Origin of the sequence: Streptomyces rimosus (assembly GCF_008704655.1) — a bacterium.
GTDB classification, from domain to species: domain Bacteria; phylum Actinomycetota; class Actinomycetes; order Streptomycetales; family Streptomycetaceae; genus Streptomyces; species Streptomyces rimosus.
In genome coordinates this window covers 1,958,666-1,970,683 of record NZ_CP023688.1, presented here as the reverse complement: position 1 = coordinate 1,970,683, position 12,018 = coordinate 1,958,666, and the positions used below count along the sequence as shown (strand labels likewise).

Sequence of the window (12,018 nt, the reverse complement as noted above, 5' to 3'; positions counted from 1 at the left end):
GATGCGTCCCGCGTCCTCCGCGCCCCCGGCCCCCGCCACCACGACGGTCGGCATCGTCGGCGGTGGCCCGGCGGGGCTGCTGCTGGCCCGGCTGCTGCACCGCTCCGGCATCGACTGCGTCGTCCTGGAGAGCCGCGACCGCGCCTACGTCGAACAGCGCCAGCGCGCCGGAATCCTGGAGCAGGGCACCGCCGACACGCTGCGCGCCTGCGGTGCGGGGGAGCGCCTGGACCGGGAGGGCATCGTCCACCACGGCATCCGGCTGCGCTTCGACCGGCGTTCGCACCGCATCGACTTCCCGCCCCTGACCGGCGGCCGCAGCGTGCTCGTCTACGCGCAGACCGAGGTGGTCAAGGACCTCATCGCCCTCCAGCTCGCGGAAGGGCCGCCGCTGGTGTTCGGGGCGCGGGCGCTCGCGGTGGAGCGCGCGGACACCGAACGGCCCGTGATCCGCTACGCGCACCAGGGCCGGGAACACGCCCTCACCTGCGACTACGTCGTCGGCTGCGACGGGTTCCACGGCATCGTCCGGGACGCGGTGCCGGCCGCCGCCCGCCGAACGTACGAGCGCGGCTACCCGTACTCCTGGCTCGGTGTCCTCGCCGATGTGCCGCCGTCCTGCGACGAACTGGTCTACGCCCACTCGGAGCGTGGCTTCGCGCTGTTCAGCATGCGCTCGCCCACCATCAGCCGGCTCTACCTCCAGGTCCCCAACGGCACCGACCCCGCCGACTGGCCGGACGAGCGGATCTGGGACGAGCTGGACGCCCGCTCGGCCACCGACGGGCCGTGGACCCTCGCACGCGGCCCGATCACCGCGAAGTCCGTCCTGCCGATGCGCAGCGTGGTCACCGAGCCGATGCGGTACGGGCGGGTGCTGCTCGCCGGGGACGCGGCGCACATCGTCCCGCCGACCGGCGCCAAGGGGCTCAACCTCGCCGCCTCCGACGTCACCGAACTGGCCCATGCCTTCGCCCACCTGAAGGAAACCGGCTCCACGGAGCTGCTGGACGGCTGGTCCGACACCTGTCTGCGCCGCGTCTGGCGCGCCGAGCAGTTCTCGTACTCCATGACGACGACCCTGCACACCGACCCCGGCCAGAGCGCGTTCGACACCCGGTTGCAGCTGGCCCAGCTCGACCGGATCGCGTCCTCCGGACATGCGGCGGCCGAACTGGCCGAGAACTACACGGGGTTGCCGTTCGCCCGCGCTGCCGTGCCTACCTCGGCACGGTGAGGATCTCGGCCCCGTCGTCGGTGATGGCGATCGTGTGCTCGGTGTGAGCGGTCCGGCAGCCGGTCGCGCTCCGCAGCGTCCAGCCGTCGGCGTCGGTGACGAGTTCGGCGGTGTCCGCCATGACCCACGGCTCCAGTGCGAGCAGCAGCCCGGGGCGGAGCTTGTAGCCACGGCCGGGCCGGCCGGTGTTCGGGACGTGCGGGTCCTGGTGCATCGTCGAGCCGATGCCGTGGCCTCCGAACTCGGTGTTGATCGGGTACCCGGCCTCGCTGAGGACCGTACCGATGGCATGGGAGAGGTCGCCGATACGGGCCCCGGGCCCGGCGGCGGCGATGCCCGCGGCCAGTGCGCGTTCGGTGGCGTCGATCATCGCGATGCTCTCCGGGGGCTGTGTGTCGCCCACGATGAAGCTGATGGCGGCGTCCGCGGCGACTCCGCCCTTGGAGACGGCGAGGTCGAGCGTGAGCAGGTCGCCGTCGGCGAGCGGATAGTCGTACGGCCGTCCGTGGAGCACGGCGTCGTTGACGGCCGTGCAGATGTAGTGGCCGAACGGGCCGCGTCCGAAGGACGGCGCGTAGTCGACGTAGCAGGACTGCGCTCCGGCCTCGACGATCATCTCCTTGGCCCACCGGTCGATGTCCAGGAGGTTCGTGCCGGCCGTGCTGCGGCCCTTCAGTGTCTGCAGGATGTGGCCGACCAGGGCGCCGCTGTCTCTGGCCCGGGTCAGCAGGGTGGGGTTCAGGATCTCGATCATGCGGCGCCCTTCTCATGCTTCCAATAACTATACCGGCAATACTATACCGGTACTAGAATCGGTCCCATGGTCAGGTTGCCGCTCACTCCCGAAGAGGTCGAACGCGGTCAGCGTCTCGGCGCCCTCCTCCGCCGGGCCAGGGGGGAGCGCTCGATGCTCGAAGTCGCGCTCGACGCCCATGTCTCACCGGAGACCCTTCGCAAGATCGAGTCGGGCCGGGTGGCCACCCCCTCCTTCCCGACCATCGCGGCGATCGCCGATGTCCTCGGCCTCTCCCTCGACGCGGTGTGGGCCGACATCAGCCGGCCCGAAGGTGAGATCGCACCGGTCCGTGCCGGTCACCGCGCACGGGAGCCGCTGACCGCGTAAGCCCCCGGGCAGGGCGTTCACTTGCGCCCCTTGCCCCCGCCCCGCTTCCCCTGGTTCTTCTTTCCGCTCCCGCCGGCGTCCTGCGCCGTGCCGGTCTCCGCCGCCACGTCCTCGGCCACCTGCTTGAGCGTGTGCCCGCTCAGCACCGAGCGGGCCCGCCGCGGGTCCGGGGTGCCCTGGCCGCCCGCGTGCTCGTCGTCGGCCTTCACCAGCAGCCAGGATTCCCGCTCGTCGCTGTCGGGCCCGCCGCGGAAACGGGTGAGGGCATAGCCGCCCCGCAGTTTCTTTCCCTCCATCCAGAACGTCACATGGCCCTTTTCCAGAGCTTCGGTGAACGGAACCGGACGGCCTTTCTTGTCGTGTGCGGTCGGGCGGTAATGGCCCTGGTCCCATACGATCACCGTGCCGCCACCGTACTCGCCCTGCGGAATGACGCCCTCGAAATCCCGGTAGTCCAGCGGGTGGTCCTCGGTGGGCATGGCCAGTCTTTTGTCCTTCGGGTCCGTGGACGGGCCCTTCGGCACGGACCACGATTTCAGGACGCCGTCGGCCTCCAGCCGGAAGTCGAAGTGCATGGTGCTCGCGTCATGGATCTGCACCACGAACCGCGGCTTCTCGGAGGAGGCCGACGCATCGTCGCCCCGCGGTTCCGACGTCCGGTCGAAATGCCGTTTCGACAGGTACGTCCGCAGCGGTCCCTCGTTCATCCCGGCCGCCGGATCAGCGGCCGAGGGCCTTGGCCAGCTGGTCCTTGTTCATGTTCGACCGGCCTTCCACGCCGCGCTTCTTGGCCTCGTTGTAGAGCTGGTCACGCGTGGGGCCCTTGGAGCCGGTGCGGTTGCCGGAGCGCTGGCCGCCGCGCTCGGGCGCCGACTTGCGGTCCTGGGTCGAGGACTTGCTGGCCGTCTTCGACTCCCCGGAACGGGCGCGCTCCTTGTTCACCGTACGGGCCGCGATCTCCTTCGCCCGGCCCTTGGACGTACCGCGCTTCTCGGCGCCTTCCTTGATGTGCTCGTACTGGCGCTCACGCTTGGCGTTCGATCCTGCGGGCATGGTATTTCTCCTCGGTTCTCGCTGTCTCGCACACGCCCTGGACGCGTACCGGCGTACCTGCCCCGGGCCTGCCGTGCACCATTTCTCGGACTACGGTTACCCGTGAATTCCGGCCTGTAACGATTGGCCCCGGCGACTGCCCCGACGGGCCGAACGCGCGACGCCGGACCGATCCGTTCCTCAGGCCCCGGACTTCCGGGCGCGCACGCACCGGATGAATTCCTCCGCGTACGGCAGGGCGACGAAAGCGCCCACCCCGGCCGCGATCCCCGCCAGGTATTTCCCGGGCAGCGGCCGCTCCTTCGGCAGCAGCTTCCAGGCGTCCGGCTGCTTGCCGCCGTGCGCGAGATCCCGTACGGACTCCCAGTGCAGGCACGACGTGATGACCACGGCGGCCAGCGGCAGCACCTCCAGGAAGCTGTGGATGTGCTGCTCCACCGGACGCACCTCGCGGTCCTCGGTGGCCACCGTCACGTCCCAGATGGCGGTCGCGCTGTGCACGGCGGCGGCCCCGCCCATCATCGTCAGCACCAGCGGGTTGATCCGCGCGACCAGCCCGGCCAGCACCGGCACCCCGGCCTCCGCCATCATCAGCGCGTGGATCGCCGACTCCTTGACGCCGGTGGTCTTCTCGATGTCCGTACGCCGGTGCATCACCCAGTCGGCGACGGCCGGCACGAACCACATGGGCAGGACGCCGTACATCAGGACGCGCTGCGTCGCGTTCTCCACGTCGTCGGCGCCGGGGGCGGGACGCAGCTCCCGCCCCCGCCGCCAGTTCCGCCAGTCCTTCAGTGCCGTCAGCCTGGCCACGGGCCCTCCTTGGAAGTCGTGGAAGTGGTGGGAAGTGGAAGTCGGCCGGTCGGGTGCCGGACGCGGGCCGGGCCGCCCGGGGCCCGGCCCGCCGGTCACTTCGGAGCGTCCCCGTGGCCCTTGCCCGGCAGGAACTCCTGGATCTTCGCCTTGACGCCCTGCTTGAGCACCCCGGCCGTCTCCGGGTCGCCCTTGAGGATCGCGGTCGCCGCCGCCTCGATCTGGTCGAGTGTGGCGTGCGGCGGGATGGGCGGCACGTTGGGGTCGGTACGGAAGTCGATGACGAACGGCCGGTCGGCGGCGAGCGCCTGCCGCCACGCGCTCTCCACCTCGTCGGGCCGCTCGACCCGTACGCCGCCCAGGCCGATGGAGCGCGCGAAGTCGGCGTACGGCACGTCCGGGATGCGCTGCGACTCCTCGAACTGCGGCGCGCCCGACATGGCCCGCATCTCCCATGTCACCTGGTTGAGGTCCTCGTTGTTCAGCACCGCGACGATCATGCGCGGGTCGCTCCACTCCCGCCAGTACTTCGCCGCGGTGACCAGCTCGGCCATGCCGTTCATCTGCATCGCCCCGTCACCGACGATCGCCAGCGCCGGCCGCTCCGGATGCGCGAACTTCGCGCCGATCACATACGGCACGCCGGGACCCATGGTGGCCAGCGTCCCGGACAGCGAACCGCGCATATGGCCGCGCATCCGCAGATGGCGCGCGTACCAGTTGGCCGCCGAGCCGGAGTCCGCGGCCAGGATCACGTTGTCGGGCAGCAGCGCGTCGAGCGCGTGCACCACATACTCGGGGTTCACGGGATCGGCCTCGACGGCGGCGCGCCGCTCCATGACCTGCCACCAGCGCTCGACGTTCGACTCGATCTTCTCGCGCCACTTGCGCGCCTTCTTGTGCTTGAGCAGCGGCAGCAGCCGCTCCAGCGTCCTGGACGCGTCACCGACGAGGTTGACCTCGAAGGGGTAGCGCAGCCCGACCATGAACGGGTCGATGTCGATCTGCACGGCGCGGGCCTGCCCGTACTCCGGCAGGAACTGCGAGTACGGGAAACTGGAGCCGATCACCAGCAGCGTGTCGCACTCCTGCATCAGCTCGTAGCTGGGCCGGGTGCCCAGCAGCCCGACGGCGCCGGTCACATACGGCAGCTCGTCGGACAGCACGTCCTTGCCGAGCAGCGCCTTGGCCACCCCGGCGCCGAGCAGTTCGGCGGCCTCCTCGACCCGCTCGCGGGCCCCGCGGGCGCCCTGCCCGACCAGGATCGCCACCTTCTCGCCCGCGTTGAGCACCTCGGCGGCGCGCCGCAGGTCCTCGTCGGCCGGTACCGGCGCGTACTGCGACACGCCGAGACTGGACGGCACCATCTTGAACTCGTGGGTGGGCGCGCTGTACTCCAGCTCCTGCACGTCGCCCGGGACGATGATCGCGGTGACGGTGCGCTTGGCGTACGCGGTGCGGATCGCCCGGTCGAGGACGTTCGGCAGCTGCTCGGGGACCGTCACCATCTCGCAGAACTCCGAGGCGACGTCCTTGTAGAGCGCCATCAGGTCGACTTCCTGCTGGTAGGAGCCGCCCATGGCGCTGCGCGCCGTCTGCCCGACGATGGCCACCACCGGTACGTGGTCCAGCTTCGCGTCGTAGAGCCCGTTCAGCAGGTGGATGGCGCCGGGACCGGAGGTCGCCGCGCACACCCCCACCTTGCCGGAGAACTTGGCGTACCCGACGGCCTGGAACGCGGCCATCTCCTCGTGCCGCGCCTGCACGAACTTCGGCCGGTTGTCCGCCCGTCCCCAGGCGGCCAGCAGTCCGTTGATGCCGTCCCCGGCGTACGAGAAGACGTGGTCGACGTCCCAGTCGCGCAGGCGCTGGAGGATGTGGTCGGAGACTTTGGTGGACATGCGGTTCGTTTCCTCTCACGATCGCGGCGGGTGCCGGGCCGGCTTTCCGTGTGCCCGTCCGGGCCCGGACGGATGCACGGCCGTCCGGACGGTTTTCGTCCGGATGTCCGGTTACCGGCGGTATCCGGGTGTGCGGCCGCCGGCCGTCACCGCTCACCCGGTGCCGCGAGGAGGCTGCTGTCCAGGCGCTCGGCCAGATCGGCCGGGCCGTCGTAGACCTCGTACGCACCGGCCTCCCGCAGGTCGTGCTCCGGATAGCCGCCGCTGAGCACCGCCAGACACGGCACGCCCGCCCGGTGACTGGCCCGCACGTCCCAGACCGTGTCGCCGATGAACACCGCCGCGTCGGCGTCCACGCCGCTGTGCTCCAGGGCGCTCTTCACCAGATCGGGCGCGGGCTTGCTCGCCGACACATCGTCCGAGCTGGTCACCGCGGTGATCGCGTCCTCGGCGTCCAGCGCGCGGCGCATCGCGGCCAGCTCGGGACCGTGCGCCGAACTGGCCAGCACCACCGTCCAGCCGCGCTTCGCGCAGGCCCGCAGCAGGTCGGCCGCGCCGTCGAGCGGGGCCAGCCGCTCCCAGTACTGGGCGAAGAGCGTGCCGTGCGCCGCACGGATCGTCTCGTCCTGGTCGCGGTCCCGGTCCCCGCTGAGCAGATGGTCCAGCAGATGGTCGGACCCCATGCCGATGGCCCGGTGGATGTCCGCCATCGGCACCCGGTGCCCGGCCTGGCGAAACGCCTCCCACCAGGTGACGGCGTGCAGATAGGTGCTGTCGACCAGCGTTCCGTCGACGTCGAAGAGTGCCGCTCCGCGTGGGCTCACCCGTCGTTTCTCCTTCCGTGGGGGCCGAGCGGTGCCGCCCGGCCGCACTGGTTGAAGCGCCCCGCCGCCCGGTCGTTGAGGGCGCCGAGCAGCTTGCGCAGCCGCGGGGCCGGTGCCGTACGCCCGCCGCTCTCCACCGCCGCCCCCTCGGTGACGCCCGGTGCGCCGACCGCGTCGCGCGGCAGCACCCGGGCCAGGGCCGAGGACAGGCGGGTGGTGGTCACCGGGGCCAGGCCGTGCGCCGTGGCGGCCAGCCTGGCCGCCGGGGTCAGCACGACGCGGGGTCGGCGGCGCTGCACCCCGGAGACGATGCGCCCGGCGGCGCGTTCGGCGTTCATCGACAGGACGGGCGTGCCCGCCAGCGCCGAGAACCAGGCGTACTCCCGCGCGGCGTCCCCGCCGAACTGCGCGTGCAGATGGGAGCCCGTACGCATCAGCCCCGGATGCACCGCCGTCACCGACACCCCGTATCCGCTCTCCTCCGCGTGCAGCCCCTCGGCCAGCGCGGCGACGGCGAACTTGGCGCAGGAGTACGGCAGCAGATGCGGTACGGCCAGCAGCCCGCCGACCGACCCGATCAGCGCCAGCCGCCCGCCCGCCGGGCTGCGCCGCAGGTGGGGGAGGACCGCCAGGGACGTGTTCAGCGCCCCGTCGAAGATCGACGCCATGGCGTCGTGGAACGCCTGGTGCCCCAGCGAGGCGGCCGGGCCCACCTGGATGACCCCGGCGTTGCCGATGACGATGTCCAGCCCGCCCTCGCGCGCCGCGATCTCCTCGACGGTCCCGTCGACCGCCGCGCGGTCGCGTACGTCGCACACGGCGGTGGCCACAGGCGGGCCGCCGGGGCGGCGCAGCGACCGGGCGGCCTCGGCCAGCTCCTGCCCGTCCCGGGCCAGGATCGTCACACGGGCTCCCCGCGCGAGGAGCTGACGGGCCATCAGCAGACCCAATCCGCGCGAACCACCCGTCACCAGGGCCGACAGCCCCGCGATCGGCGGTGCGGAAGCGAAATACGGCATGCCCGGTCCCTTCACCTCGGCCTGAACGCCCTGCGGTGCGCCCCGTGCCGTGCGGTCACGGCGTGAACAGCACCTTGATCGCGCCGTCCGCCTTCTTCTGGAACATGTCGTACGCCTCGGGTGCCTTCTCCAGCGGCAACCGGTGCGTGGCGAAGTCGTCCACGCCCAGCGGGTCGTCGTCCGTCAGCAGCGGGATGATGTCGTCCGCCCAGCGCCGTACGTTCGCCTGGCCCATCCGGAACGTGAGCTGCTTGTCGAACATCACCAGCATCGGCATCGGGTCCGTCATCCCGCCGTACACCCCGCTGATGGAGATCGTGCCGCCGCGGCGCGCCAGGGAGATGGCCAGGTGCAGGGCGCTCAGCCGGTCCACGCCCGCCTTGCTCATCAGCTTCTCGGCCCAGCGCGACGGCATCAGCCCGGCGGCCTGCTGCGCCAGCTTCCCGGCCGGGCTGCCGTGCGCCTCGGTGCCCACCGCGTCGATCACGGCGTCCGGGCCGCGGCCGTCGGTGACGTCCTTGACGGCCTCGATCAGCCCGTCCTCGTCGTCGAAGGCGTCCAGGTCGAAGACGGTCGCCCCGTCGCGCCGGGCCCGCGCCAGCCGCTCCGGCACATGGTCGATGCCGATCACCTGCTCGGCGCCCAGATGCCGGGCGATCCGGCAGGACATCGCGCCGATCGGCCCCAGGCCCAGGACGGCGACGCTGCTGCCCTTGGTGACGCCCGCGTACTGCACGGCCTGCCAGGCGGTGGGCAGCACGTCCGAGAGATAGACGAAGCGGTCGTCGGCCGGTCCGTGCGGCACCTTGATCGGCCCGTACTGCGCCTGCGGTACGCGCAGGTACTCGGCCTGCGCGCCGGGCACCGAACCGTAGAGCTTGGTGTAGCCGAAGAGCGCGGCGCCGGAGCCGTGCTCGCGCACCTGCGTGGTCTCGCACTGTGTCTGGAGGCCGTCGTCGCACATCCGGCAGGAGCCGCAGGCGATCTGGAACGGGATCACCACCCGGTCGCCGGGGCTGAGGTTCGGCACGTCGGGGCCGACCTCCTCGACGATCCCCATCGGCTCGTGCCCCAGGATGTCGCCGGGCGTCATGAACGGCGTCAGGACCTCGTACAGGTGCAGGTCGGAGCCGCACAGCCCGCTGGACGTGATCTTGATGACCGCGTCGGTCGGCTTCTTGATCTGCGGATCGGGAACGTGCTCCACGCGGACGTCCCGCTTGCCGTGCCAGACGGTGGCTCGCATTGCGGATCTCCTTGTCCTGGCGGCCGGCCCACCGGACGGAACCGGCCGGAGAGCGCCGATCGCCCGGTGACCCAAAAGCCGCTTTTGAGTCTAAAGCGGTGTTCTTCGCCGTGGCAGCTCCAGTACCCGCATCGCCCGGGCCGAATCGTTTCCGTACGGCGTCGGTACGGACCCCGGCCGCCCACCACACGGGTTTCCGCGGCCGGGAAAACGGTTACCCGGCGCCTCACCCAAGGGGGCGACCCACTTACCCACCCACCCGGCCCGCGCGGGCCGTCGAGAGCGCACGGAGCCCCGATGACCGAGTACGGATACTTCCTCGCCTGCGAGGAGCACGGCCCCGCTGAGCTGGTCGAACAGGCCCGCATGGCGGAGCAGGCCGGCTTCACCAAACTGTGGATCTCCGACCACTTCCACCCGTGGAACGACGCCCAGGGCCAGAGCCCGTTCGTCTGGTCGGTGATCGGCGCGCTGTCCCAGGTCACCTCGCTGCCGGTGGAGACCGCGGTGACCTGCCCGACCATGCGGCTGCACCCGGTGGTGACGGCGCAGGCCGCGGCCACCAGCGCGGTGCTCCTCGACGGCCGCTTCCGGCTCGGCGTGGGCAGCGGCGAGGCGCTGAACGAGCACATCCTCGGGGACCACTGGCCGCAGGCGTCGGTGCGCCTGGAGATGCTGGAGGAAGCCGTTCAGGTGATGCGGCAGCTCTTCGAGGGCGGCGAGGTCAGCCACCACGGCAAGCACTACACCGTGGAGAACGCCCGCCTGTACACGGTCCCCGACGAGCCGGTGCCCATCGACGTCTCTGCGTTCGGCCCCAGCGCCACCGAACTGGCCGCCCGCGTCGGCGACGGCTTCGTGACCATGGCGCCGGACGCGGACGCCGTCGAACGCTTCCGCCGGGGCGGCGGCGGCAACAAGCCCGTACAGGCCGGACTGAAGGTCTGCTACGGCCCCGACCGGGACGAGTGCGTGCGCACCGCCCACCGCCTGTGGCCCAGCGAACTGCTGCCCGGCGAACTGGCCCAGATCCTCCCCACCCCGCGCCACTTCGAGCAGGCGTCCCAACTGGTCACGCCGGAGCACGCGGCGAAGGGTTTCCCCTGCGGCGACGATGTCGACATGCACGTGTCCGCGCTGCGGGACTTCGTGGACGCGGGCTTCGACACCGTCTACGTCGGTCAGATCGGCCCGGACCAGCGCGGGTTCTTCGACTTCTACCGGACGAAGGTGCTGCCGCAGGTCATGGACTAGGACGACGAGGAGCGGCCGACTGCTGACGGGCCGTCAGGAGGCTTTCCGCCGGGCGGCCCGGTGCTGCCGCACCGCCTCCCGCAGATGCGTACGCACCGGCCCCGGCGGGACGGTCCCGGTCGGGTCGGCGACCACCTCGCCGGCGACCTCGCGCACCTTGAGGTTCGCGTGCTGGGAGGTCTGCCGGAGGATGTCCCAGGCCCGTTCGGCCGTGCACCCCTCGGTGGCCATCAGGATGCCGCGGGCCTGGTCGATCACCGGCCGCCCGGCCAGCGCCCGCCGCAACCGCGCGTTCTCCGCGCGCAGGCGCTCGACCGCGGCCCCCGAAGCGTCGGGAGCCGCGGTATCCGCCGTCCCGTCACGGAGGGCGTCGGCCGCGGCTCTCGGCACCTTCCGCGGCGCACGCAGGGCGGAGGCGACACGCAGGACGGAGGTGAGCCGCAGGGCCGCGAGCGAGCGCCGCCTCACTGCGGCTCCCGGGCCGTCGGCACACCGGCCGGCGCCGCCCGTCCGAAGAACTTCTCCGCCCGTGGCGTGCCGGGCCACATACGGGCCAGCTCCAGCACACGGCGGGGCTGGCGGCGCAGGTTGAGGGCCCGGACCGGGATCTGGCACTGCCGGCCGTACGCGTCCAGTCGCCGCAGGAAGTGCAGCCCGGCCGCGTCCATGAAGGTGACCCCGGTCATTTCGAGGACCACGCTCCCCAGGCCGGACGGTAACGCCGCGACGGCCGCGTCCAGTACGGGCACGGTGCCGTAATCGATCTCGCCCCGCACGGTCAGCACGGCCGAGGAGCCGAACAGCCGGGTGCGGACCCCCAGGGCATCCGGACCGGCCTGGGAAGACCGGTCTGTCTGTAGGGACATGACCCCATCGTGTCAGGAGTCAAACCGGTCTGTCCACGCCTACACTGGGTGCCACCATGACGACCGAGTGCGCGCCGGCCACGTCGCACGCCGGGGGTCGGCCCGGCGCCCGCGAGCGGGTACTGAGCGCCGCCTATGACCTGTTCTCGCGCCGTGGTATCCGCGATGTCGGCGTCAACGAGGTCATCCACCGCTCCCGGGTGGCCAAGGCGACCTTCTACCGCCACTTCCCCTCCAAGGACGACCTGGTCCTCGCCTTCCTCGACCGCCGCGAACAGCAGTGGACCCGCGGCCTGATCGAGGCCGGCGCCCGCCGCCGCGGCCGCACCCCCGAGGAACGCCTGCTGGCCGTCTTCGACGTGTTCGACGACTGGTTCCGCCACCCCGACTTCGACGCCTGCACCTTCATCAACGTCCTGCTGGAGATGGGCTGGCGGCACCCGCTGGGCCGGGCCAGCATCCGCTACCTGGAAAACGTCCGGATTCTCGTCCGTACGCTGGCCGAAGAGGCCCACCTGCGCGACTGCGACGGCTTCTCCCGCTCCTGGCACATCCTCATGAAGGGCTCCATCATCGCCGCCGCCGAGGGCGACCCGCACGCCGCGCGCCGTGCGCAGACGATGGCCCGCTGCCTGATCGAACAGCATCGGTGAGCCGGCCGTGGCCGTACGGGCGCGAAGGC

14 protein-coding genes are annotated in these 12,018 nt (G+C 71.6%); 4 read left to right on the top strand and 10 right to left on the bottom strand.

Annotated features, from left to right (window positions below; all coding sequences use genetic code 11):
* Nucleotide 1: 1 nt before the first annotated feature.
* Nucleotides 2-1,237, top strand: coding sequence for a 4-hydroxybenzoate 3-monooxygenase (locus CP984_RS08075; RefSeq protein WP_003983316.1), 1,236 nt, complete (start codon nt 2-4; stop codon nt 1,235-1,237).
* Here CP984_RS08075 and map read toward each other — a convergent pair.
* Nucleotides 1,221-1,991: a type I methionyl aminopeptidase gene (gene map, locus CP984_RS08070; protein ID WP_003983315.1), complete on the bottom strand. Its 771-nt coding sequence runs from the start codon at nt 1,989-1,991 to the stop codon at nt 1,221-1,223. The genes CP984_RS08075 and map overlap by 17 nt on opposite strands.
* Nucleotides 1,992-2,057: 66 nt before the next feature.
* Between map and CP984_RS08065 the strand changes: the two genes are divergently transcribed.
* Nucleotides 2,058-2,360 carry a helix-turn-helix transcriptional regulator gene (locus tag CP984_RS08065; RefSeq protein WP_030183175.1) on the top strand — a complete coding sequence of 101 codons (303 nt, stop codon included), beginning with the start codon at nt 2,058-2,060 and terminating at the stop codon, nt 2,358-2,360.
* Between the two features lie 17 nt (nt 2,361-2,377).
* Here CP984_RS08065 and CP984_RS08060 read toward each other — a convergent pair whose 3' ends face one another.
* The 7 genes from CP984_RS08060 to CP984_RS08030 all read right to left on the bottom strand — a co-directional run bounded on the left by CP984_RS08060 (nt 2,378) and on the right by CP984_RS08030 (nt 9,216).
* Nucleotides 2,378-3,067 (bottom strand): DNA polymerase ligase N-terminal domain-containing protein, encoded by a 690-nt coding sequence (locus CP984_RS08060; protein ID WP_003983313.1) that lies wholly within the window; start codon nt 3,065-3,067, stop codon nt 2,378-2,380.
* Between the two features lie 13 nt (nt 3,068-3,080).
* Nucleotides 3,081-3,413, bottom strand: a complete 333-nt coding sequence (locus CP984_RS08055; protein WP_003983312.1) for a hypothetical protein — start codon at nt 3,411-3,413, stop codon at nt 3,081-3,083.
* Between the two features lie 180 nt (nt 3,414-3,593).
* Nucleotides 3,594-4,226, bottom strand: a complete 633-nt coding sequence (locus CP984_RS08050) for a hypothetical protein (protein ID WP_003983311.1) — start codon at nt 4,224-4,226, stop codon at nt 3,594-3,596.
* Nucleotides 4,227-4,321: 95 nt separating this feature from the next.
* Nucleotides 4,322-6,127: a thiamine pyrophosphate-requiring protein gene (locus CP984_RS08045; protein ID WP_003983310.1), complete on the bottom strand. Its 1,806-nt coding sequence runs from the start codon at nt 6,125-6,127 to the stop codon at nt 4,322-4,324.
* 146 nt (nt 6,128-6,273) lie between these two features.
* Nucleotides 6,274-6,951, bottom strand: coding sequence for an HAD family hydrolase (locus CP984_RS08040; RefSeq protein ID WP_003983309.1), 678 nt, complete (start codon nt 6,949-6,951; stop codon nt 6,274-6,276).
* The gene (locus CP984_RS08035) at nt 6,948-7,970 is read right to left on the bottom strand and encodes an SDR family NAD(P)-dependent oxidoreductase (protein ID WP_003983308.1); all 1,023 of its coding nucleotides are present in this window, start codon (nt 7,968-7,970) and stop codon (nt 6,948-6,950) included. Before CP984_RS08035 ends, CP984_RS08040 begins: the two co-directional genes overlap by 4 nt.
* A 55-nt stretch (nt 7,971-8,025) precedes the next feature.
* Complete coding sequence (locus CP984_RS08030; protein WP_003983307.1) at nt 8,026-9,216, bottom strand: zinc-dependent alcohol dehydrogenase; 1,191 nt, start codon at nt 9,214-9,216, stop codon at nt 8,026-8,028.
* A 297-nt stretch (nt 9,217-9,513) separates the two neighbouring features.
* On the opposite strand from CP984_RS08030, the gene CP984_RS08025 reads away from it, so the two are divergent.
* A complete protein-coding gene (locus CP984_RS08025) occupies nt 9,514-10,470 on the top strand; it encodes an LLM class F420-dependent oxidoreductase (protein ID WP_003983306.1) in 957 nt (318 codons plus the stop codon).
* Nucleotides 10,471-10,503: 33 nt separating this feature from the next.
* On the opposite strand, the gene CP984_RS08020 is transcribed toward CP984_RS08025, so the two are convergent.
* Complete coding sequence (locus tag CP984_RS08020; protein WP_003983305.1) at nt 10,504-10,938, bottom strand: ANTAR domain-containing protein; 435 nt, start codon at nt 10,936-10,938, stop codon at nt 10,504-10,506.
* A complete protein-coding gene (locus CP984_RS08015; RefSeq protein ID WP_003983304.1) occupies nt 10,935-11,336 on the bottom strand; it encodes an STAS domain-containing protein in 402 nt (133 codons plus the stop codon). Before CP984_RS08015 ends, CP984_RS08020 begins: the two co-directional genes overlap by 4 nt.
* Nucleotides 11,337-11,392: 56 nt before the next feature.
* On the opposite strand from CP984_RS08015, the gene CP984_RS08010 reads away from it, so the two are divergent.
* Complete coding sequence (locus tag CP984_RS08010; protein ID WP_003983303.1) at nt 11,393-11,989, top strand: TetR/AcrR family transcriptional regulator; 597 nt, start codon at nt 11,393-11,395, stop codon at nt 11,987-11,989.
* The last annotated feature ends 29 nt before the right edge of the window (nt 11,990-12,018 follow it).

What these genes read in the sequence shown, in the direction of transcription:
- CP984_RS08075 (WP_003983316.1), top strand. Translation starts at nt 2, where the DNA reads ATGCGTCCCGCGTCCTCCGCGCCCCCGGCCCCCGCCACCACGACGGTC.
- map (WP_003983315.1), bottom strand. Translation starts at nt 1,991, where the DNA reads ATGATCGAGATCCTGAACCCCACCCTGCTGACCCGGGCCAGAGACAGC.
- CP984_RS08065 (WP_030183175.1), top strand. Translation starts at nt 2,058, where the DNA reads ATGGTCAGGTTGCCGCTCACTCCCGAAGAGGTCGAACGCGGTCAGCGT.
- CP984_RS08060 (WP_003983313.1), bottom strand. Translation starts at nt 3,067, where the DNA reads ATGAACGAGGGACCGCTGCGGACGTACCTGTCGAAACGGCATTTCGAC.
- CP984_RS08055 (WP_003983312.1), bottom strand. Translation starts at nt 3,413, where the DNA reads ATGCCCGCAGGATCGAACGCCAAGCGTGAGCGCCAGTACGAGCACATC.
- CP984_RS08045 (WP_003983310.1), bottom strand. Translation starts at nt 6,127, where the DNA reads ATGTCCACCAAAGTCTCCGACCACATCCTCCAGCGCCTGCGCGACTGG.
- CP984_RS08035 (WP_003983308.1), bottom strand. Translation starts at nt 7,970, where the DNA reads ATGCCGTATTTCGCTTCCGCACCGCCGATCGCGGGGCTGTCGGCCCTG.
- CP984_RS08030 (WP_003983307.1), bottom strand. Translation starts at nt 9,216, where the DNA reads ATGCGAGCCACCGTCTGGCACGGCAAGCGGGACGTCCGCGTGGAGCAC.
- CP984_RS08025 (WP_003983306.1), top strand. Translation starts at nt 9,514, where the DNA reads ATGACCGAGTACGGATACTTCCTCGCCTGCGAGGAGCACGGCCCCGCT.
- CP984_RS08015 (WP_003983304.1), bottom strand. Translation starts at nt 11,336, where the DNA reads ATGTCCCTACAGACAGACCGGTCTTCCCAGGCCGGTCCGGATGCCCTG.
- CP984_RS08010 (WP_003983303.1), top strand. Translation starts at nt 11,393, where the DNA reads ATGACGACCGAGTGCGCGCCGGCCACGTCGCACGCCGGGGGTCGGCCC.